Below are 22,940 nucleotides of genomic sequence, written 5' to 3' on the forward strand. Positions count from 1 at the left end.
GCCGTTCGCGCCCACGTTCGTATGGTGTGCCCATACGCGTCAGTTCGTGCCGATCTTCGCGAGCAGGTCGACGATGCGCGACTGCACCTCGTCGCTGGTGGAGCGCTCGGCCAGGAAGAGGACGGCCTCGCCCGAGCTGAGCTTCGGCAGTTCCGACCCGGTCATGTCGGCGGAGGTGTAGACGACCAGCGGGGTTCGGTTCAACTGGCCGTTGGCACGCAGCCAGTCGACGATCCCGGCCCGGCGGCGGCGTACCTGCATCAGGTCCATCACCACCAGGTTGGGCCGCATCCGGGTGGCGAGCGCCACCGCCTCGTTGTCGGTGGAGGCCCGCGCGACCTGCATGGCGCGGCGTTCCAACGTCTCCGTCAGCGCCAGCGCGATCTCCTCGTGCTCCTCGATCAACAGCACGCGCGGCGGATGCTGTTCGCTGTCGCGCGGGGCGAGCGCCTTGAGGAGCACGGCCGGGTCGGCACCGTATGCGGCCTCCCGCGAGGCCTGCCCCAGACCGGCCGTCACCAGCACCGGGACCTCGGCCGCCACCGCCGCCTGACGCAGTGACTGCAGCGCCTTGCGGGTGATGGGACCGGTGAGCGGGTCGACGAAGAGCGCGGCGGGGAACGCCGCGATCTGGGCGTCGACCTCCTCGCGCGAGTGCACGACCACCGGCCGGTAGCCGCGGTCGCTCAGTGCCTGCTGGGTGGAGACATCGGGCGCGGGCCAGACGAGCAGCCGACGCGGGTTGTCCAACGGTTCCGGGGGCAGCTCGTCGTCGACCGGCTGCGGCGACGGGCGGTTGGCGACCTCGACCGCGCCACCCGGACCATCCAGCGGCTCCGGCCCCTCGGCGCCCTCGTCGGGCGCCCCTATGGCATACGCGCGTCCTTCGGCCTCGGGAGCGGAGAGCAACTGCCCCGAACCCGGGCCCTGGCCTTGCGCGGCGGCGGACTGGGACGGCGCGGACTGCGGGGTGCGCTCGCCCTCCGGCGGGGCGGCGAGCTTACGGCGCCGGCCGGCACCGCCGAGCGTCTGGTTCTGCTGGTGCGCGATGTGCTGGGCGAACGGCACACCCTGCCCGAGCGTCCGCACGCTGAACGCGCGTCCCTGCGTCGAGTCCGACGAGCCGCCGGGCATCGGAGTTTCTGCGGGCAGCGGCTGCCTGCGCGCGTCCGCCACGGGCGTGATGCTCCGCGGACGGCTCTCCGCGATGCCGGTGGCGTCGGCGGTGCCTGCGACGGCTGTGGTGCCGGTGGTGTGCGTGGTGTGGCCGGCCACGGGCCATTCCGGCTTGCCGCCGGACCGGCTGACGGGGTGATCGACGGGGGGGTCGTCGACCCGGTCGTCGTCCTGCTCGCCGGGCGTGGTCGGCGCGGCCGGGTTCTGCCCCGAGGAACCGTTGTCCGCCCAGCCGCCGGACTGCACGGGCTGCTGCTCCGCAGGCTGCCCGACGGCCGGTCCGGCCTGCTGGGGAGCGTCGGCGCGACGAGCCCGGCGCTGCCCGGTCGCTTCGGGCGCTCGGGGCGGTGTGTGGGTGCCGTCCGGCGCGAGGCGTACGGCGTCGTGGCGTCCGGGCAGCGAGGCGTCGGCGTCGACGGCCGCGGGCGGGGTCCGGTCGGCATCCGCCGGCGGGAGCGCGAACGCGGTACGAGGCCCGGTCGGCTCGGCCTGAGTGGAACGCTCCTGCATGGCCGCCAATGCCCGTCGCGCTCGCCGCCCGGTCGGCTGAGGCGCCGACGCCGAACCGTCACCGGCCTGCGGGAAGCCTTCGGCGGCAGGAGCGGAAGCAGAGGCAGAAGCGGAAGACGGCAGGGCCAGCTGGTTCTCGCCGCCCTGGCGCGCCCGGTGTCCACCCGCAGGCACCGGCATCGGCGTCTCGGCCGGAACGCCCTGCGGAGGCACGGTCTGCCCACGCTGCGGACGGCCACCGCCACCCTGCGCGCCCTCGGCCGCCGTCACCACCGCCCCCTCGGACGGTGCCGAGGCCGCGGGCAGCGCCAATGCCTGCCCCGGCCCCTGCTGCTCGACAGCAGGCTGCCCAGGCCCCTGCCCCTGCGCCTGCTCGGGCAACTGGGACAGCTGAGCAGGAAGTGAATGCTGAGCACCGGTCTCGGCCGGACTCGGCCGCCCACGCCTGCGCCCCGACCCCTCGCTCTGCTGGGCCGGAATGATCTCGTGCGGGCTGTGCGCGCTCTGCGCACCCTGCGTCTCCTGCGCGCCCTGCACCGCGGGCTCACGACGTGCCCGTCGGCGCCCCGTCGGCTCGGCCGCAGCGGTGTCTCCGTCCCCGGATCCGGCCCCCGCCCCGGAACCGCCCACAGGGCTCTCCAGGAACGCGTCCGTGGACGCCCGCCGCGCCCGCCGCCGCCCGCCGCCCGGCGCGGCCTGACCGGCCATCGGCTCCGGCCCGGGTTCGGGCTCCGGCTCGGGCGCCGGTGGCATCACCGTTCCCGAGCCCGCGCCCAACGGCACTTCGAGCACGTACGCGCTGCCGCTCATCCCCGGCACCTCGTGCGTCTGGAGCACGCCGCCGTGCGCCCGTACGATCCCGCGCACGATCGGCTCATGCACCGGGTCTCCCCCGGCGAACGGCCCGCGCACCTCGATCCGTACGACCTCACCGCGCTGCGCCGCCGCGACGACGACCGTCGAGTCGACGTAGCCACCGCCCGGCACCACGCGGGCCTTGCCGGTCGAGTCGACCCCGGCGACATCCGCGACCAGATGGGCGAGTGCGGTCACCAGCCGGGCCGCGTCCACCTCGGCCTCGATCGGCGGCGCGTGCACCGCGAACTGGGCGCGCCCGGGACCGATCAGCTCGACGGCCGCGTCGATACCGGCCGTCACGACCGAGTCGAGCAGCACGTTCGCCTTGACCAGCTCCTCCGCCCCGGCGTCCAGGCGCTGGTAGCCGAGCACATTGTCGACGAGCGTCGTCATCCGGGCGTAGCCCGCGGCCAGGTGGTGGAGGATCTGGTTGGCCTCCGGCCACAGCTGGCCGGCCGGGTCGGCGGCGAGCGTGGAGAGTTCGCCCCGCAGCTCCTCCAGCGGCCCGCGAAGCGACTCGCCCAGTACGGCGGTGAGCTGGGTGTTCCGGGCGGTCAGCGCCGCCAGCTGTTCGGCCTGCACTTCCAGTTCGGCCGTGTACCGCTCGACCCGGTCGGCCAGCTCCGCGCTGTGCCGTTCCGCCAGTCCGGTTACCTCCGTGGTGTGGCCCGCGGTCAGTTCGGCGACCTCGGCCTTGTGCTGCTCGCTGAGCTCCTCGTACGGCCTGCGGTCGGTGAATGTCATGACCGCACCGACCAGCTGGTCCCCGTCCCGGACCGGCGCGGTGGTCAGATCGACCGGCACCTGCGCACCGCTCTTGGACCACAGGACCTGCCCGCGCACCCGGTGCTTGCGGCCGGACCTGAGGGTGTCGGCGAGCGGCGACTCCTCGTACGGGAACGGCTCGCCCTCCGCCCGTGAGTGCAGGATCAGCGGATGCAGTTCCTGGCCACCCAGATCGCTGGCGCGGAAGCCGAGGATCTGCGCGGCGGCGGGGTTGACCAGGACGACCCGGCCGTCCGTGTCCGTGCCGACGACGCCCTCGGCCGCGGCTCGCAGGATCATCTCGGTCTGCCGCTGCGAACGGGCCAGTTCGGCCTCGGTGTCGACGGTGCCCGACAGATCCCGTACGACGAGCATCAGAAGCTCGTCACCCGTGTAGCTGCCGCTGTAACTGCTCTGGAAGTCGTTGTACGCGGCCTGCCCGTCCTCCAGGCTGGCGCTGGTGACCTCGACCGGGTACTCATTGCCGTCGGTCCGCCGTGCGGTCATCCGCGTCGGCTTCGTACGGCCGCGGTCGTCGGCGGACTCGGGCCGGCGCATCGACCCCGGAATCAGCTTGGAGTCGAACTCCGGCAGCAGGTCGAGGAGCCCGCGCCCGACGAGCGCGGTGCCCGGCGTCTCGAACATCTCCAGCGCGATGGTGTTGGCGTTGACGACCGTGCCGTTGCAATTGACGAGCAGCAGCCCGTCAGGGAGTGCATCGAGTATGGCTGCGAGGCGAGCAGTGCCTCGGGATGGCCTGCTGCTCACGACGACGCTTCCTCCCTGGTTACCGCACCTTGCCGACAGCGGGCCCCATCTTGCCCCTCGGGCCGCAGGCTGTCACGGAAGGAGTCTAAAGGCAGGGGAGGGGCGTGGGGCGGCGGATGAGGGGGAGCTCTCACCAAGGTTCTGTGCATACGGTGTACGACTCCAGCCCGTCACGTGACGTTCGATAGGCCCTGGACAGGGATGTGGACCCCTGCTCATCGGACGTTGGGGAGCACCGGCCGCAGCCCGTTCCAGCGTGAGATCGCGCAGCCGTCGGTCCGGTCGAAGACCGTGTCGATGCTCCTCCCCCGCCAGGTCCCGGTGACCCGGGCGGTGGCCGGACCCCCGAACTGCTGGGTGCACATCGCATCCCCGCGCACCGGGGCGAACGGGTCCGCGTCCTCGCCCGCCAGCTCCTCCAGCCGGTCACAGGCCTGCTGCGCCGCCGGATGGCTGCCGCCCGCCGGTCCGCACTTCAGCTCGAAGACACCCTCGGCCGCGGGATCTCCCGTGCCCGAGACCGTCACCGTCAACCGGGTACGGGCGTCGTCGGCGTGCAGCAGGGGCAGCGGAAGGGGGGCGGTGGCCGCGGTCGCGGCCGGCGCGGCGGCGGACAGCGCGGCGAGAGACGCGACGACGGTGAGGGCGAGGCGACGCAGCATGCGGGCTCCTGTGCTCGTGCACTTCGACGAGAGGGACGGGACAGCGGGTGGAACGAATGCAAGAACAGGAAGGGCGGTGCCTCCCTCATCTCACTAACGCTCCGCACGCCACGGCGTTGCGCAACCGCAGGCGCTTTGCTCTCGTGCCCGACTGCCTAGTACCGTAGGCAGCGATTGGTGAGGCAGTGCTCAGCTGTGTCATCATCTGCACGCACCACTCGCGCTCGCGCGAGGTGTGCTGGAGGCGTCGCCTAGTCCGGTCTATGGCGCCGCACTGCTAATGCGGTTTGGGTCTTAAAGCCCATCGAGGGTTCAAATCCCTCCGCCTCCGCTTCATCACCGAAGCCCCGTGTCACTGACACGGGGCTTCGGTCGTATCCGGACCCGGGCGGTCCGGATACGACTCCGTGGTGGCCCGCGGCTCGCTCGGGTGTCCGGTCGGACAGCTGTCTGCGGCAGCCCCAAACGGAGCGTTTTCGCAGGTCAGAGGCGGTGCGGCTAAAGGATTTCGCGCTACGGCGCAGGTCATGTAATGTTGTTCCCGCAACGCCGACCAGGCAGAAAAGCCCGGGAGGTAACGCCAGCGGCCAAGGCCGCGGGCAAGCACTCGTAGCTTAACGGATAGAGCATCTGACTACGGATCAGAAGGTTGCAGGTTCGAATCCTGCCGAGTGCACACAGGCCAGAGGCCCCCAGGAGAAATCCCGGGGGCCTTTCGCGTTGCTCGTACAGCAGCGAAGTACAGCAACCCTGTCAGCCGGTGTCGCCCATCGCTTCGGACAGCTTGCCGATCGCGTCGCGTACTTCTTCCTCGCTCGCCTCGGCGTAGACCTCCATCGTCATGGCGATCTGTGAATGGCGGAGGATGCGCTGTGCCACCTTCGGGTGAACCTTGAGCGCGACCAGGAGCGAACTGCATGTGTGCCGCGTGTTCCGCAGCGGGATGACCCGAAGGCCGGCGCGACGGGCGCGGAGGGCGAACATTCGGGTGAGGTTCCCCGGCTCGATCGGGGTCCCGTACTTGGTCGTGAAGACTAGGCCGTGAGTGTCCTGCCAGAGATCCCCAGCAGCCTTCCGGTCACCCAGCTGCTGAGCCCGACGCATCCGAAGCGCCTTGAGGCAGAGCGCGGGCAGCGGAAGGAAATTGTCGGAGTCCTCGGTCTTGGTTTCGCGGTGGAGGATCTGACGCCCCGCGCGCTGGATCTGATGGTCCACGTACAGTTCACCGGTCTCGAAGTCGACGGACTTCCACGTCAGCCCCAGCACTTCACCCCGACGCAGCCCAAGGGTCAGCACGAGCACCCAGGCCGCGAAGAGGTGGTCATCACGAGCAGCTGCATCGGCGAGGAAACGGCCGGCCTCAGCGACGGACCAGGGCTTGATCCGGCGGCGGCGCGGCTTGGGCACCTTCACCAGTGAGGCGACGTTCTTGCCGATCTCCTCTTCCGTGACCGCATGGGTCAGCGCAGCCCGCAAAGCGTCACGGGATGCCTGCACCACTCGACGGGACGGGTACGACTCGCAGCAGTCCCCGACCGCGCAGCACTTCCGGCGAGCGGGCTCCCGCTTCGCGTCCTTGCCTTGGGCACAGCACTGGCAGATGCTCCCCAGCTTGGTCAGCCACTCCCGCACATCCCGCACGGTCAGCTTGTCCAGGCGCTTCGCACCGAGGTGCGGGGTGATGTAGAGCCGCACATAGCCCTCGTACGAGACGTACGACAGTGGGGCGAGGTTGGGCTTCACGATCGAGTCGAGCCAGTACGTCAGGAAGGCAGTAAGGGTGCGGTGCCGAGTGGCCACGGGACCCTTCTTCGCTTCGGCGTGCAGCTTGATCCACTTGTCGTGGACCTCTTCGCGCGTCTTGCCGTAGGCGTACTTCCTCGCGCGCTTTCCGTCCGGCTTGGTGACCCAGACGTAGGCCGCGTAGCCGTTCTTGTACGGGTAGATGGACCCTTCGCCGTTACTGCGCTTGCCAGTCATGCCGCCCACCCTTCGGCGTCGGCGGTGACGCTCTGGACGTACTCGTCCACCCAGATAGGAAGGATGCGGCGGTTGCGGCCGACCTTGACCGAACGGATTTCTCCGGTGAGCACGAGCATCTTCGTCTTGGAGAGCCCGAAGCCGAGCATTTCCGCCACCTCGGCGGTGGTGTGCCACTTCCGCTCGATCACGGTGGTAGTCATCAGCATTCCTCCCCTTCCAGGGCTTGCAGTTCGGCTCGGTGTTCGCGGGCGGTGTCTCGGTTGTGTTGGATGTCGCGGTGGATGTTGGCGGCGAGCCAGGACTCGCCGGGGGTGTGGCCGTGGCCGGCGTAGGTCCAGTGGGCGAGGGTGAGCGTGGTTGCTTCGGGGTGGTCGTCGGGGTCGGGCAGGCCGAGGGCTTCGCGTTGCTGGTGGGCGCGGTAGTCGGCGCGGACCTGTCGGAGGGCGCCGAGGGTGGTGGAGTAGCGGCGGGATTTGGTGGAGAAGTGGCCGCGGAAGCCGAGCATGTGGGCCCATTCGCGGAGCTTGCGGTCCGGGTAGGCGTGGTGGAGGTCCAGGCACGCTTCGATCAGCCGGCGTGGGTGGTCGGGCACGTTGAGGAGGATCAGAGCTTCTTTGTTGCCGATGCGGTGATCGACGGTGCCGGTGGTCTCGGCCGCTTTGGTGGCGTATTTGGCGACGTAGGAGGCAACGGCTTGCTCGGTGAGGTCTTCACCGTTGCCGAAGGCTCCGATGGGCTGGACGTCGAGTTGCGTGCCCCAGCGCAGGACCCAGCCGGTGGGGAAGCCAGCTTCCTCGTTCGCGGGGATGACGAGTTCGACGCGGGCGGCGGCGGCGCGGATCGCGTCTTCGAGGAGTTCGAGGGTGGCCCAGGGCGGCGGAGGTGAATCCGGCCCCTCGGGCCCGTCGAAGCGGATCACCGCGTGGAAGTGGACCGCACCGCGCTTCTGGTACTCGGCGACCTTCCCGAAGGAGAGCCGGGACTGTTCGCGGGCGGCTTTTTGAGTAAGGCCGGCTCGGCGGGCGATTTCGCGGCGGAGGTAGATCGTGAAGTAGCGCCACAGGTCGGAGGCGTGGTTGTTCCACAGCACCGCGCCCGCGTAGTCGTACCGTGCCGGATCAAGCGGGGTGCCGAGTTCGGGGGCGGTGTCGGGGTGGTGGGTGCCGCAGCGGCAGGGCCGGTTCCCGGGCCGGTTGTGGACCGGACCGAAGGACGGGGCGGTGAGGGTCGCGAAGACCCGAGGGTGGTCCCGGATCGTGTGGGGGGTGCCCTTGTCAGGGTCGCCAGTGAGTCCGGCGCGGATGAGGTGGTAGGTGTCGCCGGCGTAGGTCCAGGCGCAGGCGGGGCAGCGGGAGGCGCGGCGGTTGCCGCAGGCGATCCGTAACCGGCCGCCGGGCTCGGTGTCGGTGGTGTAGTGGTGCAGGAGGGTGCCGGTGGCCCGGTCGGTGGTCTTGGTGGCGCCCGTGAGGTGGATGGGCTGTGCGCATCCTCCGGTGCGGCGGATCTGTTCGTTCCAGCGGTCGTAGCCGGTGGACCCGGCCACCCTCAGCACGTCGGCGAGGGTGGTCGGGTCCAGGCCCGCCGCGGTGGCGGAGTTGATCACTGGTTGTTCTCCTTGGGCGGGTGGTTGTCGATCCACTCTTCGGCGCAGACCTTGTGGACGGGCTTGCCGCGGTCGGAGCGCAGCGGGGTGGGCTTGTCGCACAGGACGCAGGGCTTGTCGCCGGTGGGGTCGAAGTGCTTCTTGTCGCTCCAGTCGAGGAGGGCCATGGGGATCACACCCCGACGCGGGTGTCGGCGCGGGCGGGGAGGGTGTGGCCGGTGCCGTGGCAGGCGGGGCAGTCGGCGGTGATGGTGTGGCGCTCGCCGGTGGCGGTGGTCTGGCCGGTGGTGATGGCGACGGTGGGGAAGCCGTCGCAGTGGGCGCAGATCGGCCGGGGCCGGGTGCTCTGGGGCATGATGGGATCTCCCTTTCGGGTCTGCTTGATCTGGAAGGTGGGAAGGCGCCCGGGGCAGCGGAAACTTGGCGGTTGAGGCCGCCCCGGGGGCTGTTAGCGGCGACGGTTGCGGCGCGGGGCCTTGATGGGCGGGATGGCGTCGTAGGCGTCCTGGCCGCGCTGGAACGAGCCGGCGTCGTTGTCGGTGCGGGCGGTGTTGGAGTACTCGCGGCCGATGCGGCGCATGGTCTTGCGGTCGCCGTGCCGGCGGGCGATAGCGAACTCACGGCCGAGTTCAGCCATGGCGGCGTTGGCGGGCGATGAGTCCTTGTTGCGGTTGAACAGGCCCATGACGGGGCGTCCTTTCATCGGGGTGTGTTGTTGCGGCGACCGTGGCCCTTGGCCGCATACATGGCGGCGTCGGCGTCGGCGAGTGCATCGGTGAGGGTGCGTACGGGCAGGTCCGTGAGGTGGCAGAAGCCGGCCGATGCGGAGACCGGTACGGGAAGCGCGCCGTGAGACACCGGGCGGTGGAGAGCTTCGATAAGCGTGCTGATTCCGGGGGTTGCGGCGGGGTCGGTGACGATGGCGGCGAACTCGTCACCTCCCAGGCGGGCGGCGATGCCGTGCCGGCCGCACCAGGTGGCCAGGCGCGAGGCGGTTGCGGCGATCACCGCGTCCCCGGCGGCGTGGCCGTGGGTGTCGTTGATCGCTTTGAAGTTGTCCAGGTCGACGAGGACGGCGAGAGCGTTCGGCGAGCGGCTGATGATGCGTTCGGCGCGGGCGGTGAATCCGGCACGGGTGTGCAGGCCGGTGAGCGGGTCACGGCGGGCAGAGGCGAGCCGGCGGACGAGCAGACCGCTGTGCAGGGCCCAGCCCAGCGCGGGTAAGGCGGCAGCGACGACGGGTAACTCCACAGCTCTCACCGACCCTTGTCCGCGTGGTTGACGAGCGAGCGCAGGACGACGGCGCAGATCGCGACGGAGACACCGGCGATGGCGACCGCGAGGAGCATCGAGACCAGGACGGCGCCGACGACGAGGACCACGGCGGTCCCTCCAGCGACAGCAGCAACTAGGGAACCCGGGGTGAGCTGGACCGAGGACCGGGCCGCCGGGACGAGCGCGGGAGCCGGGGCGGACGGGATCGCGGGGCTGTGCTGGCAGTCGCAGGCCGGGGCGTGAGCGTCGCCCGTCGGCGGGGGGATCAGGGACGTGGTGGGGGGCGGTGCGGTGTCCGGTGTCGGGTACTTCGGGGTGAACATGTCTTGCTCCTCTCAGGGGTTGCAGCGGTGGGTGCGGGCGGCGAGTTCGGCGGCGGAGCGGTTGCGGTAGTCGGCGGAGAAGTTGCAGCCGGGGGCGGTGCAGGCGGCCGTGTGCTTGGTGCGGCCACGGCCGTCGTAGTGGGTGCCGACCTGTACAGGGCCGATGCGGATCACGTCGGTGAAGCGGTTCGGGCGCGGCATGGCCGGTCAGCCGTTCCGGCCGACGAAGTCGTCGGCGTGGTCGGTGAGCCACTGACGGATCTCGGGGTGTTCGTCGTCGGTGGCCTGGCGGATCGCGGACTCTCCCAGCTCCAGGCCGTCAACGAGCCTGTTGTTCCGGGTGAGTTCAGCGGCGTGTTCGAGTGCGGCGCGGATGGACGGTCGCATGTGGTTCTCCTGTCAGGTGAGTTGGGCGGTGATGGCGTCAGCGAGCAGCGCGGGTACACCGAGGCGTGCGCGGAGGGTGGCCGGGTCGATCCGGTTGCCGGTGGTGGCGTGGTGCTGGTCGGCGACCTTCCGGGCGTGGTCGAGCAGGGCCGGGGGGACAGCCACCGTCGGCATAGGCACGGGAGCAGCCGCGGGGACGGAAGCAGGTGCAGGCGGAAGCTCCGGGGCCGGCTCGGGCTCCCGTTCCACGGTGACCTCCGGGGCCGGCTCGGATTCTGGGGCAGGGAGCGGGGCTGCGACCGGTGTCGCCGGTTCGGGCTCGGCCGGTGTGTCGGCGGGTGTGTGGGCGAGGAGGGTGCCGCCGAGAAAGGCGAGGGCGGGCCATCCGGCGACGAGGATGCGGAGCCAGGCCGGCACGGCACCCAGGTCGAGGAGTCCGGCGGTGGCGATGTTCGCGCCAAGGGACGCGGCCAGGGCGATCACGAACCAGACCCAGGCAGGGCGGTTGCCGGCATGGGTGCGCATGCGGCGCCATGCAGCAACCAGCAGCAGATCCACGCTGATCGGGTAGGCCCACGCCTTCCAGCCGTCCTGTCCGGCCGCCAGGGCCAGATCGTGCAGGTGGGAGAAGGACAGAGCACCGGCGATGACGGCCTGGACCAGAACGGCGTCGAGGCGGACGGTGCGGGACATAGGGGTCACCTCCTTTCGGGGGTGGGCCGGTGCCGGGCGGGATGCTTTGGTCGACCGCCCGACGCCGGGGGCAGTGGGGTCAGGACTCGGAGGCGGTACCGGAACCGAGACAGGCCAGGCACAAGCCGTTCTGCTGGCCGACCGGGCGGCGCTTACGGCCCACGCGCACGGTCACGGCGACGTTTCCGGTCCCGCCGCAGGGTTTGCAGTCGGCCGGTTCCGCCGGGACGGGAGTCTTTGCGGGTTTCGTGGTGGTCCTCTTGGTGGCCATGGCGGTGCTTCCTCTCGGGTTCCGGGCATGGGCGGGGTAGGGACCTGGCGCGAGGCGGTCGCGCCGACCGGGGAGCAGGGGGTGTTACTCGGTGACCGGCCTCGGCTTGACCAGCGGTGAAGCCGAGGCCGGGGTGGCGCGGACGACCGGCCGGAACGGGGCCAAGGCGGGGATGTCCGGGGTCAGGTGCGCGTATTCGTGGCAGAGGGCCACGGCGTCGGCGGCGGTCATTTCGGGGGTACGGATGCGGGACCAGCCGCCCGACGAGTCGCCGGCCACAGCCACACCAGGGCGGTCCGGCGGGATCGTGGTAGCGGCGAAGACCGCATCGGGGGCGATGTCGCCCAATCCCATGTCAGCGGTCTGTTTGTCGTTGACCCGGTGGACGACACGGCCGGTGAGCTGGGCGCGGAGCATGGTGGCGCCCTTGCCGAGTTCTGAGCCGAAGCGCTGCCCGCAGATCTCCAGGTAGATACCGACCGCGCGAGCCATCTGCGCGAGCCGCACCAGGTGCATCACCATGCGGTCCCGGCGTTCCTCGTCCTTCTTCACTGCGACGAGGAAGAGTTCCGCCACCTCGTCCACCAGGACAACCAACGGCACGGGCCGCACCTTCGCGGGCAGGTCCCACAGGTCCGAGACACCATGAGCGCTCAGGATGTCGAAGCGGTCTTCCATCTCCCGGACCAGGACCTCCAGCAGGTCCGACGCCTGATCCGGAGTGACCGCGAGAGCGGAGAGACGGGGCGCGTATCCACGCTGTTCGACACCGCGCTTGCAGTCGATCCCGACGAGCCCGACCGGGAGCTTCGCGAGACCGGTGATGAGGTTGCGCTGATACATCGACTTGCCGGACTGGTTCGCGCCGACGATCAGGCCGTGCGGGATCTTCTGGTAGTCCCGGACGAACGCGGTCCCGTCCTCCCGCAGGGCCACCGGCACCACCATCGGGCCCGAGGTGAGCTTGCGGGGCAGGCGGCGCGGCATCTTCACCCGCCGCAGCACGTCGTAACCGGTCATGCGCAGCTCGACGAAGCCGGGCTTGGTCTCCACCACGTGCACTGAGTGGACACCCCAGGCGTGCCGCAGACGTTCCGAGGCAGCCGCCACATCCGCGGGCTCAAGGCCGGCAGGAAGGCGGAGTATCGCCCGCATCCCGGTCGACGAGCCGCGGACCCGGCGAACCTTCGGAGGGACCGGCTGCACATCCTGGCGACGGGCCACGTTGCGGACCATGAACGCCCGCAGGCGAGACGGCTGAACCGTCAGCCCACACACATCCATCGTCGAGCGGTACGTAGCCGCGAACCGGACCCGGGCGACCGGCAGGCCGACCAGCGACCAGAACACGCGAGGAGCGCGAACCTTCGCATAACCGAGCCCACCGGCAGCCGATAAGACCCCGGCCGTCTCGATCAGCGTGGACAGGTCCGACATGATCAGGCACCCGCCGTGATCGCTACCGCGCGGAAGCTGATCCCGTGCCGGGTCTGGCCGTTGAAGGTGTTCTCCCAGTCCCGCGCCTTGAGTCCGATCACCGTGACCGGAGTTCCCGGGGTCAGGCTCTCGGGGACGCCCGTGCTCGGGACGGTCACCTGGTAGAGGTTGCCCTCCCCGTCGTCCGAGATCAGCAGGCCCACGGTCGCGAGCGGGGCGCCGGTCTCCCGGTCCATCGCGATCTCGCCGGTCTGCTTGCTCACGAGCTTCGGGGTCGGGGGCGTCGCGACGAACACGACAGCGGTCGAGACATCGATCTTGAAGGAAGGCATGGAGTTTCTCCCTTGAGGAGGTGACTGACTTGGCTAGCCTTGCCGGCTACATGACCAACGTACGCAGCATGGCTAGTCATGTCAACACCTGACTATCTTGGCTGCCCCAATGTCAGTTCGGCCGCGTACCATCGCTGCATGACGTTTGCTCCCGATCCCCTTGACCCTGATGACGACCGCCCGCCCTACGAGCAGGTGGCGAGCAGCCTCGGAGCGGCGATCCGGACGCGGAAGATCGCACCGGGCGAGAAGTTGCCGTCCCACAAAGAGCTGACAGAGATGTACGGCTTCGCGCGGGCGACGATCCAACGCGCTTTGAGGGAACTCGAAGACGAGGGCCTTGTGGTGTCACGCAAGGGAAGCGGCGTCTTCGTTCGCAACCGGACGGAACGGCCGGCAGGACTACGCCCGTACGTGGAGCAGGCGTTCGCGAGCAACGCCGTCACCATCGACTTCGCCGGGTTCTCCAGTGAGACGCTCCACGGTGCGCTGCAAGAGCCGTTGGACAAGATCCGAGTCGGCAGGCTGACGCCGTCGAGCATCACCGTGCGCATACTCGTCCCGGACATGTCGGTGCCCCAAGCCGCCCCGGTACGCCGCGAAGACTGTGGTGATGATGAACGCCTGCGTACCCGGATGCGCGACATCATGGTCGCTTACGCCCGAAGCATCCGTGACTCGATGGCGGAGTTGAGGCACCTGGGATTGGTGCCCGAAACCAGCGTCGACGTAAGGGTCCACAGCGGTACCCAGTTCTTCAAGCTGTACGTGATCAACCAGGAAGATGCTTTCTTCGGCTACTACCCGATCAAGCCCAACACGGTTGTAGCGCAAGGAGAAACCATCGAGATCTACGACCTGGTCGGGAAAGACACCGTTCTCTTTCACCACTCGGTCAATGACAGCGATTCGTCCAGCGGTGCACAGCAGGTCCAGCAGGCTCGCATGTGGTTCGACAGCGTCTGGGAGACCATCGCGAGGGGATTCGATCTCGATGGAAAGTGACCACCTCAGCGCAGCTCTGGCCGACACTGCGGCAGTGTTCTTCGACTTCGACGGCCCGCTGTGCGACGTGTTCGCCGGCCGCCCCGCGAGAGAGGTCGCAAGGGAGCTGGCCAAACTAGCCGCCAGGGGCGAACCCGGTCTCAGCGGGAAGCTGAACGGGACGGATGACCCTCTCGAAGTCCTTCGACTCACACACGAGGCCGACCCAGAGATGGGGATGGAGGTGGAGCGTGCTCTCACCGCCGCCGAGATTGAAGCAGTCGGGGTGGCGGGGGAGCCCACGCCAGGGGCGGTCGCTGCGCTGGAAGCAGTTCGGGTGACGGGGCGGAAGATCGCTGTGGTGAGTAACAACTCCGCCGAGTGCGTTCGGGTATTCCTGGATCGGCACGGTCTGACGGGGCATGTGCTGGAGGTGGTGGGTCGCCCTGCAAATCAGCCGGGGCTCATGAAACCGAACCCGCATTCCCTCATTAGGGCTGCTGACGCACTCGGAGTCGACGTCACGCTGTGCGCCCTGATCGGCGATTCACTGACAGACATCCAGGCTGCTCACGCGGTCGGCTGCACTGCCATCGGCTACGCCAACAAGACGCGCAAGCGCCAAGCATTCACCCAGGCAGGAGCCGAAGCGATCACCGAGTCCATGCAGACCATCGCAGACGCGATCCGCCCCCAGCCGAACAGCTGAGGGATCGATTCCCCCCAGAGCTGTTACAGGTTTCTCTACCTCATCAAGGCACCCGGCTGCGCTCCGCTCCGCCGGGCGCGCTTCCCGGCTCTGGCTGCGCCCGCGCTCCTGCCTTCGGCCCGCTCGGCGCTGCCGCCGCCGACGCGCGCCCGCTGTGTAGGCCCGAGGGCATGAGTCGAGACCAAAGCCCGCGGCTTCAAGACATGCCTCCGGCGGGGGCGCTCAGACTCCGGGATGGGAGGGGCGCCGTTCGCGAGTGCTGGCCGGAGCGTGGCGAGCGTCGTGGGCTCCCATCCCGTCCACCTTCGACCCAGGCAGAGCCGAGCAGTCGCGGCCCAGGGCGTCAAGGTCGTTCGTACAGTGGCGCGCTCCACCTTGACGCCCTGAACCACGACCGCTCCACGGTGTGTGGGTCGAAGGCGGACGGGATGGGAGCTGGGGTGAGTGGTGGGTTGAGGGGCTACCTGGCCCTTTTCAGCTGCTCGACCAACCTGGCCAGCTCCTCCGGGTCCAACTGGAATCGGTCCGGGTCCCAGTCCACCTTGTAATGGGGTTCCAGCTCAGCAATCGCCTGACGCATGGCGAAGGTCGCGTCGAAAAACCGCTCCATCCGTCGGGGCCGAAGCTGGTCCAGAAAGTCCTGTGCATAGCTGCTGTTACCAAGCTCAGAGCGGGACACGTCAGTGGGAGCTGTGTACGCGTACAGAACCGCATTGGTTGCGGCAATCGTTCGATCGAACGCCTGGTGACGCTCATGACGTCGGTCGAACCACGCTTTGGCCCATGGTGCCAATAGACCACCGCTCAACCCCCCGATGAGAGCTGCCCCCATCGGCACCAGCCAACCAGCCACTGCAACTCCCCCTCAGGACCGCACGCAGATTCCAGATGAGGTTACCGAGGAAGCGCGGTCGGTATCCGGGGCTCAGCAGAAGCGCCCTCCCGGGGCCGTCTCGGGGCCGTGGGAGGGCGCTCAACAATGACCAACGCTGACAACACCTGACTGCTCAACCGCAGGTCAAAGTGTTGTTCGACTACAAGGTGGCAGGCCGAGGGATGGGCCGATCACTTCCAGAAGAACTGATCGCCTGGCCTGAGAGATCTCAGACTCCGCCGGCCGTGCCGGACCATGCGTTTGGTTAGTCCCGTGCTGAGGCAGGCTGACTCGCGGTGATCGTGTGCACGGTCAGTGATCCCGCCGCGGTTTCTGTTATCCATTCCGCAAGCGTGATGCCTTGCGGCCAGAAGTCTCCCTGGTGCGTGCACCACATCGGACCAGACGGATCGCGGAAGTCCGTCATGGACCAGATCGTGCACCCCCAGTCGTAGAGCAGCACCATGCCAGGAGGGATCTGCCCGGACGGGTCTGGCCCTTGCTCGTAGATCTCGGCAATGTGCATGAAATTGCCGCCATCCCAGTTGCCTCCCCGCACTCCCAGCACACCGCGTCCTGGACCGAACCCTCCGTTGGCAACTTCCAGGTACAGCCGTCGCAGAAGCGGCGGAATTCGGAACCCAATGATCCGTTCCGCCTCGATCACAGCCTCCAGCGTGGCTGGGGGAGGCATACCTCCCGCCTGAGCAGCGATCCGGATGCTCTCGACCACCTGATCTTCCATCACCAGCCCATGCTCCCAGGCCCGGAACGCTCACACTAGCCATCCATGCGTACGCAGTCTGCATGTCGAAGTCTGCACGTCGCAGGTCAGGCTGAGTGCTGTGCAGCAGGGAAGTACAGCAACCACCACAACCATCCCGATCACCATCGGCCCCAAGCAACCGTCTAACGTGCTCGGCAGACCTCATCGACCGCCCCGCCCATAGTTCGCATCGAGAGGGTCACCCGTGCACGGCTCTGTGCCACTCTCGTGCCAGAACGGGCGGGGAATCACGGGGAATAGGGGTGCGCAAGGGTACGGCCGCAGGACTCCGTCCAAGACAGGGAACCCGCAGGTCAGGCACGTGGTCGCCCACCTCGCTCCTAAAGCGGTGCTACCGATTAGGGTGGAGCGGCTCATGATGGTGCCAGACGAGGTATCGGTCTTCGCGGCGTAGCTCCGCGGAACCCCACTCAAGTCGTATCAACCCGCGGCCCATGGAGCAGGCGTAGGCGACGAGGACTAGCCCCACATCCGGGGGGGAGCTGTCCGAGGTCTCGGTGAGCTTCTTGCTCTTCGAGCTCTTCGAGTCCTAGGTCCAGTTCGCCTTGCATGGGCTCTGGCCCGTGACGTCGGATTAGGTCGGCGCGCAGTCCGGTTGCTCGTCGTAGTCGTGCCGCGGTGACAGGCACGTCCGTCTTGGCGTAGCGGATCGGGTAGATCACGTTGCCGGCGACGATCATGACTGTTCGGGCCTGGAGTCGTACGGCGGTTGCGTCGGGGAGATGTTCGAGGCCGGCGGCGAGCTCCTCGTACTGCACCGCGTGGAGACCGTGCCCGTACGCCTCCAGCGTTTGGGTGTGCACACCTTGGTGCCCGTTGCGCGCTCGCTCGTGGGCACGTGTCAGGCACGCCGGGATGGTGCCTGCCAATGCGCCTGCTACCTCTCCGAACGTCTCTTTGGCCCACGGGGTCACCGAGCTCATCGCCTACCGCCCTTCCCTCCCGGCATCTCGTGCCAGAGCAGCAATGGGTAAACCGTCTGCCCCCGTCCTCAGACCCACAAGTGCGCATAGGGGCGCATCCACGCACAGGGCAGGCGCATAGCTTGACGTCGCATCCAAATCGGATGTCGAAATTTGACATCCGATTTGGATGCGTACATAGTGCCTATGTTCGCTCCCCATTGTGGGGTGCGACATCCTTCGAGGGAGGCCCGTGAGCGAGACGGCATCGGAAAACGTGAAGTGGCAGCTCAAGCCCGGTGATCGGATCGAGCGCAAGGAGCTGCACGGCAAGTTCGGGGGACGCACGCAGGGGGGCATCGGACCGTCGGCCAAGACGCCCAACGTCTTCGTCTTCACGGACCCCGTCGCCGGCGAGAAGCACGGCTACTACGACGACTGGATGCCGGACGGCCGCTTCCACTACAGCGGGGAGGGCCAGTACGGCGACCAGCGGATGATCTCCGGTAACGCCAGCATCCTGAACCACCAGGCCGAGGGACGCGCACTGCGTGTCTTCCAGGGCGCCCGCGGAACGGTCACCTACCGCGGCGAGTTCGCCGTTGATCAGGAGGACCCGTGGTACTCCGCGGACGCTCCCGAGACCAACGACGGCCCGCTCCGTAAGGTCATCGTCTTCCGGCTCAAGCCGGTGGACACTGCACCCCAGGAGCCCGCCACCAAGCTCGGTCGGCTGCTGGTATCCCATCCCAACCAGGTGGACGACCTCCCCCTGGAACGGAACGAGACCGAGACGACGTTCGTCAATCCGAACCGTGAGGCCTACGAGGCCGACCGGAAGGAAGCCCGTCTGGTCAAGGCGTTCGCCGACTACCTGACTAGCAGCGGCCACCAGTCCGGCCGGCAGCGGATCTTGCCGCCGGGTGAAAGCCGCCCGCTCTTCACTGACCTGCACGCCAAGGGACTCGGTCTCCTGGTCGAGGCCAAGGGCAGCGTCACCCGTGAAAACGTCCGCATGGCCATTGGACAGCTCGCGGACTACAGCAGGTTCGTGGACCACACCATCCGCGCCATCCTTCTCCCGTCCGAACCGCGGAAGGACCTCCTGGCCCTGGCCATGACGCAGGACTGCACGGTGATCTGGCCCGAGGGCAAGGGCTTCGTCAGCACCAACCCCAAGGCACTTCCGTAGCGGTGGAACTCTGTACAGCAACGCAGTACCGCAACCACAGCAACCGCCCCCGTCCGCTACCGTCTCTCTGGGGCCTCGTAGCGGCTGGAATGGCCGTCGCTGACCGATCTCGCTAGAGCTACGGATCAGAAGGTTGCAGGTTCGAATCCTGCCGAGTGCACAATGCCAAGAGGCCCCCGGATTCATCCGGGGGCCTCTTGGCATTCCCTCCGCCTGAATCGGAATCCGGGAGTTCGCGCATGGGGTGGCAGTGCACCGGGCTGCGATGGCCCAACGCGCAGGGGGCGCCCGTGCTGAGGTGGCGTCGGGGCGGGGCCGTTCGGGTGAGTGTGCTGCCCTACGGGACGGAGCTCGGCTTCCGGGCCGTGGGGGAGCGATGCTGCGTCGGGGCGCGAGGGAATGCGTGTCCGGTGAAGGCCGTGGTGTCGGGGCGCAGCGCGGGGGCGCGGTGTCCTGAGTGCGCGCGGCTGGACCGGGCGCACTCGGTGGCCGCCGACACGATCGCCGATGACCCCCGGACGTACCGCGTGTATCTCGCCTGGTTCGGGCCGGGGATGGTGAAGGTCGGGATCACCGCCGAGGAGCGGGGGGCGGCGAGGCTGCGGGAGCAGGGGGCCGTGGTGTTCAGCTGGCTGGGGCGGGGGCCGTTGATGGCGGCGCGGCGGACCGAGGAGTTGCTGCGGTCGGCGCTCGGTGTGCCGGACCGGATTCCGTACGCCAGGAAACGGGCCGTGCGCGCGGTGCTGCCGGGGGTGGCGGAGCGGCGGGCCGAGGTGGCGCAGCTCTACGGGCGGGCTGCGGCGCTGGAGGGGGCCGGGTGGCCGGAGGCGCTGGAGCGGTTGCCGTTCGAGGCGGTCGATCATGCCGGGCTGTTCGGTCTTGACGGCGCGGTCGAGGTGGCGTGGGCGGTCACCGAGTTGGTCGACGGGGGTGTGGTGGCGGGGCGGCTGGTGGCGGCTGCGGGGCCCGATCTGCATCTGGAGACGGTGAAGGACGGGATCGTGGTGCTGGACACCCGGCTGATGGCCGGGTGGGAGCTGGCGGGCGCCGACGCGCAGGCAGGAGTGGGCGTGCCGGTGGCCGACATCGGGGGCGGTGGCGTGCAGGGCGGGCTGTTCTGAGATCGTCGGGGCCGGACGGCGAAAGGGGTGTGCAATGAGTGGTGACGCCGACGACGTCGTGCGGTTCTGGGAACGGCTGGGGCTGCCCGGGATCATCGATGTCCATACGCACTTCATGCCGGAGCGGGTGCTCCGCAAGGTCTGGGCGTATTTCGACTCCGCGGGGCCGCTGACCGGGATGGAGTGGCCGATCGAGTACCGGCACGACGAGGACGAACGCCTCGCGCTGCTGCGCTCGTTCGGCGTGCTCCGGTTCACCTCGATGCTCTACCCGCACAAGACCGGCATGGCGGCCTGGCTGAACGGCTGGGCGGCCGACTTCGCGCGCCGGGTGCCGGACTGTCTGCACACCGCGACGTTCTTCCCGGAGGAGGGCGTGGAGCGGTACGTACGAGAGGCCGTGGAGGCGGGGGCGCGGGTCTTCAAGTCGCACCTTCAGGTCGGCGCGTACGACGCCAACGACCCGCTGCTGGAGCCGGTGTGGGGGCTGCTCGCGGAGGCCGGGGTTCCGGTGGTGATGCACTGCGGCTCCGGGCCGGCGCCCGGCAAGTACACGGGGCCCGAACCGGTCGGCCGGCTGCTCGCCCGGCATCCGCGGCTGCGGCTGATCGTGGCGCACATGGGGATGCCGGAGTACACGGAGTTCCTGGCGCTGGCGCAGACGTACCCAGAGGTGCGGCTCGATACGACGATGGCGTTCACGGACTTCACGGAGGACTTCACACCGTTCCCGGTGGCCGAGCGGGGGCGGCTCGCGGCGCTCGGGGACCGGATTCTGCTGGGGACGGACTTCCCGAACATCCCGTATCCGTACGCGCATCAGCTGCACGCGCTGGAACGGCTGGAGCTGGGGGACGACTGGCTGCGCGCGGTCTGTCACGGGAACGCGAGCGCGTTGTTCGCCATGGACTGACGGGCTGCCGGTCCGCCGAGGGTTCCGCTTTCTCAGGCAATTCACAGAATCGGGAAAGGACCCTCTCAGAGGAGCCTCACAGGGTTGGGGCATGACGACGACGACCTCGCCCCAGGGACGTACCGAACTACTGAGGGCGGACCGCAGCCCCGTCCGTGTGCTGGTGGTGGACGACGAGGCTCCGCTCGCCGAGCTGCTCTCCATGGCCCTGCGTTACGAGGGCTGGGAGGTGCGCAGCGCCGGGGACGGTGCCGGTGCCGTACGGATGGCGCGCGACTTCCGGCCCGATGCGGTGATCCTCGATGTGATGCTGCCCGACACGGACGGGTTCGCCGTGCTCGGCAGACTGCGGCGGGAGCTCTCCGAGGTCCCCGTGCTGTTCCTGACCGCCCGCGACGCGGTGGAGGACCGGATCGCCGGGCTCACGGCAGGCGGCGACGACTACGTCACCAAGCCGTTCAGCCTGGAGGAGGTCGTGGCGCGGCTGCGCGGGCTGATCCGGCGGTCCGGTACGGCGGCCGTACGCAGCGAGTCGACGCTCGTCGTCGGCGATCTGATGCTCGACGAGGACAGCCATGAGGTGAGCCGGGGCGAAACGTCCATCCACCTCACGGCGACCGAGTTCGAGCTGCTGCGCTTCCTGATGCGCAATCCGCGGCGGGTGCTGAGCAAGGCGCAGATCCTGGACCGGGTGTGGAACTACGACTTCGGCGGGCAGGCGAACGTCGTCGAGCTGTACATCTCGTATCTGCGCAAGAAGATCGACGCCGGGCGGTCGCCGATGATCCACACCCGGCGCGGGGCGGGATACCTCATCAAGCCCGGTGAGTAGACGGGTGAGCCGGCGGCGGGGGCCGTGGACGCTGCGGACCCGGCTCGTGGTCTCGGCGGTGGCGCTGATCGCCGTGGTCGCCGCGGTCATCGGCGCGGTCACCACCATCGCCTACCGCAGCTATATGTACAGCAAGCTCGACGATCAGCTCCATTCCATCGCCATGCGGGCCTCCAGGCCGCCCCTCGGCGCCGGGGGGCCGATGCCCGGCGGTGCACCGCAGAGCGACGACCCGCTGGCCTTCGTCGACGCGCGGGGGCTGCCCGTCGGCGCCTTCGGGGCCGTTCTGTCGGACGACGGCTCGGTCACCGAGTCGAGGGTGGTACCGGACAGCTCCACCACGCCGGATCAGGGGACCGAGGACAGCGCGCAGCCGATGACCGGCGCCCAGGAGAGCGCCCTGGAAGCGGCGGACACCCCTGTCGAAGGCGGGGCGCAAAGCATCGACCTGCCCGGACTCGGCTCCAACCGGGTGGAGGCCGTCGCGGGCCCGCAGGGGACGACGATCCTCGTCGGCATCCCCGCCGCCGAGGTGAGCTCCGCCCTCACCATCCTGATCACCGTCGAGGTCTGTGTCACCGGAGCCGGTCTGATCGCGGCCGGTATCGCGGGCGCCGCCATGGTCGGTGTCGCGCTGCGGCCGCTGCGCCGGGTCGCCGCGACCGCGACCCGGGTCTCCGAACTCCCTCTGCACAGCGGCGAGGTGGCCCTCCTGGAGCGGGTCCCGGAAGCCGAGGCCGATCCGCGGACCGAGGTCGGGCAGGTGGGCGCGGCGCTCAACCGGATGCTGGGCCATGTCGGTTCGGCGCTGGAAGTGCGGCAGGAGAGCGAGATGCGGGTACGTCAGTTCGTCGCGGACGCCAGCCATGAGCTGCGCACCCCACTGGCCTCGATCCGCGGATACGCCGAACTGACCCGGCGCGGCCGCGAGGAGACCGGCCCCGACACCCGGCATGCCCTGGGGCGGATCGAGTCCGAGGCGGAGCGGATGACGGGCATGGTGGAGGATCTGCTGCTGCTCGCCCGCCTGGATGCCGGACGCCCGCTGAGTCATGAGAGCACCGATCTCTCGCCGGTCGTCGTCGACGCGGTGAGCGATGCCCGCGCCGCCGGGCAGGGGGATCACCACTGGCGCCTCGAACTGCCGGACGAGCCCGCGACCGTGTACGGCGATCCGCCCCGGCTCCATCAGGTGCTGGTCAATCTGCTGGCGAATGCCCGTACGCACACCCCGCCCGGCACCACCGTCACCGTGCGGGTGCGTGCCACGGCCGGCCACCCCTGGGTGACGCTGGAGGTCCAGGACGACGGGCCCGGCATTCCGCCGGAGCTGCTGCCGCATGTCTTCGAACGGTTCGCGCGCGGTGATGCCTCGCGCTCCCGCCACGCGGGTTCCACCGGGCTCGGTCTCGCCATCGTGCAGGCCGTCGTCGCCGCGCACGGCGGCCGGGCAGAGGTGGCCTCGGTTCCGGGACACACGGTGTTCGCCGTCCATCTGCCGGCGCTTCCCGCGGTTGCTCCGCACTCACAGCAGGGGGACAGGCTCAGCACATCGGCGTGACAGCGGGGCCGGCGAGTGTCGA

Annotated in this window: 25 protein-coding genes and 2 tRNA genes; 9 read left to right on the forward strand and 18 right to left on the reverse strand. The window is 69.2% G+C overall.

Annotation, left to right across the window (positions count from 1 at the left end; translation table 11 throughout):
• Nucleotides 1-39 precede the first annotated feature (39 nt).
• Complete coding sequence (locus ACZ7IB_RS22530; protein ID WP_470915023.1) at nucleotides 40-4,077, reverse strand: PAS domain-containing protein; 4,038 nt, start codon at nucleotides 4,075-4,077, stop codon at nucleotides 40-42.
• A 215-nt stretch (nucleotides 4,078-4,292) separates the two neighbouring features.
• Nucleotides 4,293-4,739, reverse strand: a complete 447-nt coding sequence (locus tag ACZ7IB_RS22535; protein WP_470915025.1) for an SSI family serine proteinase inhibitor — start codon at nucleotides 4,737-4,739, stop codon at nucleotides 4,293-4,295.
• 240 nt (nucleotides 4,740-4,979) lie between these two features.
• Here ACZ7IB_RS22535 and ACZ7IB_RS22540 point away from each other — a divergent pair.
• Nucleotides 4,980-5,070, forward strand: a tRNA-Ser gene (locus ACZ7IB_RS22540).
• A 272-nt stretch (nucleotides 5,071-5,342) separates the two neighbouring features.
• Nucleotides 5,343-5,415 (forward strand) — tRNA-Arg (locus ACZ7IB_RS22545).
• Between the two features lie 77 nt (nucleotides 5,416-5,492).
• On the opposite strand, the gene ACZ7IB_RS22550 is transcribed toward ACZ7IB_RS22545, so the two are convergent.
• From ACZ7IB_RS22550 to ACZ7IB_RS22615, 14 genes are all read right to left on the reverse strand, one after another.
• Nucleotides 5,493-6,719 (reverse strand): site-specific integrase, encoded by a 1,227-nt coding sequence (locus ACZ7IB_RS22550; protein ID WP_470915027.1) that lies wholly within the window; start codon nucleotides 6,717-6,719, stop codon nucleotides 5,493-5,495.
• Nucleotides 6,716-6,922, reverse strand: a complete 207-nt coding sequence (locus ACZ7IB_RS22555; RefSeq protein ID WP_470915029.1) for an excisionase family DNA-binding protein — start codon at nucleotides 6,920-6,922, stop codon at nucleotides 6,716-6,718. The genes ACZ7IB_RS22550 and ACZ7IB_RS22555 overlap by 4 nt, the downstream gene beginning before the upstream one ends.
• A complete protein-coding gene (repSA, locus tag ACZ7IB_RS22560) occupies nucleotides 6,922-8,325 on the reverse strand; it encodes a replication initiator protein RepSA (protein WP_470915031.1) in 1,404 nt (467 codons plus the stop codon). The genes ACZ7IB_RS22555 and repSA overlap by 1 nt, the downstream gene beginning before the upstream one ends.
• Nucleotides 8,322-8,492 (reverse strand): hypothetical protein, encoded by a 171-nt coding sequence (locus ACZ7IB_RS22565; protein WP_470915034.1) that lies wholly within the window; start codon nucleotides 8,490-8,492, stop codon nucleotides 8,322-8,324. The genes repSA and ACZ7IB_RS22565 overlap by 4 nt, the downstream gene beginning before the upstream one ends.
• 5 nt (nucleotides 8,493-8,497) lie before the next feature.
• Nucleotides 8,498-8,680, reverse strand: coding sequence for a hypothetical protein (locus ACZ7IB_RS22570; protein WP_470915036.1), 183 nt, complete (start codon nucleotides 8,678-8,680; stop codon nucleotides 8,498-8,500).
• A 93-nt stretch (nucleotides 8,681-8,773) separates the two neighbouring features.
• Entirely contained in the window at nucleotides 8,774-9,010 is a 237-nt protein-coding gene (locus ACZ7IB_RS22575) for a hypothetical protein (protein ID WP_470915038.1), read from the reverse strand.
• A 14-nt stretch (nucleotides 9,011-9,024) separates the two neighbouring features.
• Nucleotides 9,025-9,576: a GGDEF domain-containing protein gene (locus ACZ7IB_RS22580; protein WP_470915041.1), complete on the reverse strand. Its 552-nt coding sequence runs from the start codon at nucleotides 9,574-9,576 to the stop codon at nucleotides 9,025-9,027.
• 5 nt (nucleotides 9,577-9,581) lie between these two features.
• On the reverse strand, nucleotides 9,582-9,923 hold the full coding sequence (locus ACZ7IB_RS22585) for a SpdD protein (RefSeq protein WP_470915044.1): 342 nt from the start codon (nucleotides 9,921-9,923) through the stop codon (nucleotides 9,582-9,584).
• A gap of 12 nt (nucleotides 9,924-9,935) precedes the next feature.
• Nucleotides 9,936-10,124, reverse strand: a complete 189-nt coding sequence (locus ACZ7IB_RS22590) for a mobile element transfer protein (RefSeq protein ID WP_406381178.1) — start codon at nucleotides 10,122-10,124, stop codon at nucleotides 9,936-9,938.
• A gap of 6 nt (nucleotides 10,125-10,130) precedes the next feature.
• On the reverse strand, nucleotides 10,131-10,310 hold the full coding sequence (locus tag ACZ7IB_RS22595; RefSeq protein ID WP_470915048.1) for a hypothetical protein: 180 nt from the start codon (nucleotides 10,308-10,310) through the stop codon (nucleotides 10,131-10,133).
• A gap of 12 nt (nucleotides 10,311-10,322) precedes the next feature.
• Entirely contained in the window at nucleotides 10,323-11,003 is a 681-nt protein-coding gene (locus tag ACZ7IB_RS22600) for a DUF2637 domain-containing protein (RefSeq protein WP_470915051.1), read from the reverse strand.
• A gap of 79 nt (nucleotides 11,004-11,082) precedes the next feature.
• Nucleotides 11,083-11,274, reverse strand: coding sequence for a hypothetical protein (locus tag ACZ7IB_RS22605; RefSeq protein ID WP_470915053.1), 192 nt, complete (start codon nucleotides 11,272-11,274; stop codon nucleotides 11,083-11,085).
• An 84-nt stretch (nucleotides 11,275-11,358) separates the two neighbouring features.
• A complete protein-coding gene (locus tag ACZ7IB_RS22610; protein ID WP_383971497.1) occupies nucleotides 11,359-12,711 on the reverse strand; it encodes an FtsK/SpoIIIE domain-containing protein in 1,353 nt (450 codons plus the stop codon).
• Between the two features lie 2 nt (nucleotides 12,712-12,713).
• Entirely contained in the window at nucleotides 12,714-13,043 is a 330-nt protein-coding gene (locus ACZ7IB_RS22615; RefSeq protein WP_328898328.1) for an SCO3933 family regulatory protein, read from the reverse strand.
• A 138-nt stretch (nucleotides 13,044-13,181) separates the two neighbouring features.
• On the opposite strand from ACZ7IB_RS22615, the gene ACZ7IB_RS22620 reads away from it, so the two are divergent.
• The gene (locus ACZ7IB_RS22620; RefSeq protein ID WP_470915058.1) at nucleotides 13,182-14,048 is read left to right on the forward strand and encodes a GntR family transcriptional regulator; all 867 of its coding nucleotides are present in this window, start codon (nucleotides 13,182-13,184) and stop codon (nucleotides 14,046-14,048) included.
• A gap of 34 nt (nucleotides 14,049-14,082) precedes the next feature.
• Nucleotides 14,083-14,736, forward strand: a complete 654-nt coding sequence (locus ACZ7IB_RS22625) for an HAD family hydrolase (RefSeq protein ID WP_470915061.1) — start codon at nucleotides 14,083-14,085, stop codon at nucleotides 14,734-14,736.
• Between the two features lie 460 nt (nucleotides 14,737-15,196).
• Here the strand turns inward: ACZ7IB_RS22625 and ACZ7IB_RS22630 are convergent, their stop codons facing one another.
• Together ACZ7IB_RS22630 and ACZ7IB_RS22635 are read right to left on the reverse strand one after the other, a co-directional pair.
• Nucleotides 15,197-15,589 (reverse strand): hypothetical protein, encoded by a 393-nt coding sequence (locus ACZ7IB_RS22630; RefSeq protein ID WP_470915062.1) that lies wholly within the window; start codon nucleotides 15,587-15,589, stop codon nucleotides 15,197-15,199.
• Between the two features lie 286 nt (nucleotides 15,590-15,875).
• Nucleotides 15,876-16,358, reverse strand: a complete 483-nt coding sequence (locus ACZ7IB_RS22635) for an SMI1/KNR4 family protein (protein ID WP_470915064.1) — start codon at nucleotides 16,356-16,358, stop codon at nucleotides 15,876-15,878.
• Nucleotides 16,359-17,552: 1,194 nt separating this feature from the next.
• Here ACZ7IB_RS22635 and ACZ7IB_RS22640 point away from each other — a divergent pair.
• The 5 genes from ACZ7IB_RS22640 (at nucleotide 17,553) to ACZ7IB_RS22660 (ending at nucleotide 22,918) form a co-directional block, all read left to right on the forward strand.
• Entirely contained in the window at nucleotides 17,553-18,491 is a 939-nt protein-coding gene (locus ACZ7IB_RS22640) for an SRA domain-containing endonuclease (protein ID WP_470915065.1), read from the forward strand.
• 239 nt (nucleotides 18,492-18,730) lie between these two features.
• Nucleotides 18,731-19,612, forward strand: coding sequence for a DUF2797 domain-containing protein (locus ACZ7IB_RS22645; RefSeq protein ID WP_470915067.1), 882 nt, complete (start codon nucleotides 18,731-18,733; stop codon nucleotides 19,610-19,612).
• 34 nt (nucleotides 19,613-19,646) lie between these two features.
• The gene (locus ACZ7IB_RS22650) at nucleotides 19,647-20,525 is read left to right on the forward strand and encodes an amidohydrolase family protein (RefSeq protein ID WP_470915068.1); all 879 of its coding nucleotides are present in this window, start codon (nucleotides 19,647-19,649) and stop codon (nucleotides 20,523-20,525) included.
• Nucleotides 20,526-20,616: 91 nt separating this feature from the next.
• Nucleotides 20,617-21,357, forward strand: a complete 741-nt coding sequence (locus ACZ7IB_RS22655) for a response regulator transcription factor (RefSeq protein WP_114245611.1) — start codon at nucleotides 20,617-20,619, stop codon at nucleotides 21,355-21,357.
• Nucleotides 21,358-21,361: 4 nt separating this feature from the next.
• Nucleotides 21,362-22,918 carry a HAMP domain-containing sensor histidine kinase gene (locus ACZ7IB_RS22660; protein WP_470915071.1) on the forward strand — a complete coding sequence of 519 codons (1,557 nt, stop codon included), beginning with the start codon at nucleotides 21,362-21,364 and terminating at the stop codon, nucleotides 22,916-22,918.
• The last annotated feature ends 22 nt before the right edge of the window (nucleotides 22,919-22,940 follow it).

This window comes from Streptomyces sp. NPDC037301, from assembly GCF_055602785.1.

What these genes read in the sequence shown, in the direction of transcription:
- ACZ7IB_RS22535 (WP_470915025.1), bottom strand. Translation starts at nt 4,739, where the DNA reads ATGCTGCGTCGCCTCGCCCTCACCGTCGTCGCGTCTCTCGCCGCGCTG.
- ACZ7IB_RS22550 (WP_470915027.1), bottom strand. Translation starts at nt 6,719, where the DNA reads ATGACTGGCAAGCGCAGTAACGGCGAAGGGTCCATCTACCCGTACAAG.
- ACZ7IB_RS22555 (WP_470915029.1), bottom strand. Translation starts at nt 6,922, where the DNA reads ATGACTACCACCGTGATCGAGCGGAAGTGGCACACCACCGCCGAGGTG.
- ACZ7IB_RS22565 (WP_470915034.1), bottom strand. Translation starts at nt 8,492, where the DNA reads ATGGCCCTCCTCGACTGGAGCGACAAGAAGCACTTCGACCCCACCGGC.
- ACZ7IB_RS22570 (WP_470915036.1), bottom strand. Translation starts at nt 8,680, where the DNA reads ATGCCCCAGAGCACCCGGCCCCGGCCGATCTGCGCCCACTGCGACGGC.
- ACZ7IB_RS22575 (WP_470915038.1), bottom strand. Translation starts at nt 9,010, where the DNA reads ATGGGCCTGTTCAACCGCAACAAGGACTCATCGCCCGCCAACGCCGCC.
- ACZ7IB_RS22585 (WP_470915044.1), bottom strand. Translation starts at nt 9,923, where the DNA reads ATGTTCACCCCGAAGTACCCGACACCGGACACCGCACCGCCCCCCACC.
- ACZ7IB_RS22590 (WP_406381178.1), bottom strand. Translation starts at nt 10,124, where the DNA reads ATGCCGCGCCCGAACCGCTTCACCGACGTGATCCGCATCGGCCCTGTA.
- ACZ7IB_RS22595 (WP_470915048.1), bottom strand. Translation starts at nt 10,310, where the DNA reads ATGCGACCGTCCATCCGCGCCGCACTCGAACACGCCGCTGAACTCACC.
- ACZ7IB_RS22600 (WP_470915051.1), bottom strand. Translation starts at nt 11,003, where the DNA reads ATGTCCCGCACCGTCCGCCTCGACGCCGTTCTGGTCCAGGCCGTCATC.
- ACZ7IB_RS22605 (WP_470915053.1), bottom strand. Translation starts at nt 11,274, where the DNA reads ATGGCCACCAAGAGGACCACCACGAAACCCGCAAAGACTCCCGTCCCG.
- ACZ7IB_RS22610 (WP_383971497.1), bottom strand. Translation starts at nt 12,711, where the DNA reads ATGTCGGACCTGTCCACGCTGATCGAGACGGCCGGGGTCTTATCGGCT.
- ACZ7IB_RS22615 (WP_328898328.1), bottom strand. Translation starts at nt 13,043, where the DNA reads ATGCCTTCCTTCAAGATCGATGTCTCGACCGCTGTCGTGTTCGTCGCG.
- ACZ7IB_RS22620 (WP_470915058.1), top strand. Translation starts at nt 13,182, where the DNA reads ATGACGTTTGCTCCCGATCCCCTTGACCCTGATGACGACCGCCCGCCC.
- ACZ7IB_RS22645 (WP_470915067.1), top strand. Translation starts at nt 18,731, where the DNA reads ATGGGGTGGCAGTGCACCGGGCTGCGATGGCCCAACGCGCAGGGGGCG.
- ACZ7IB_RS22650 (WP_470915068.1), top strand. Translation starts at nt 19,647, where the DNA reads ATGAGTGGTGACGCCGACGACGTCGTGCGGTTCTGGGAACGGCTGGGG.
- ACZ7IB_RS22655 (WP_114245611.1), top strand. Translation starts at nt 20,617, where the DNA reads ATGACGACGACGACCTCGCCCCAGGGACGTACCGAACTACTGAGGGCG.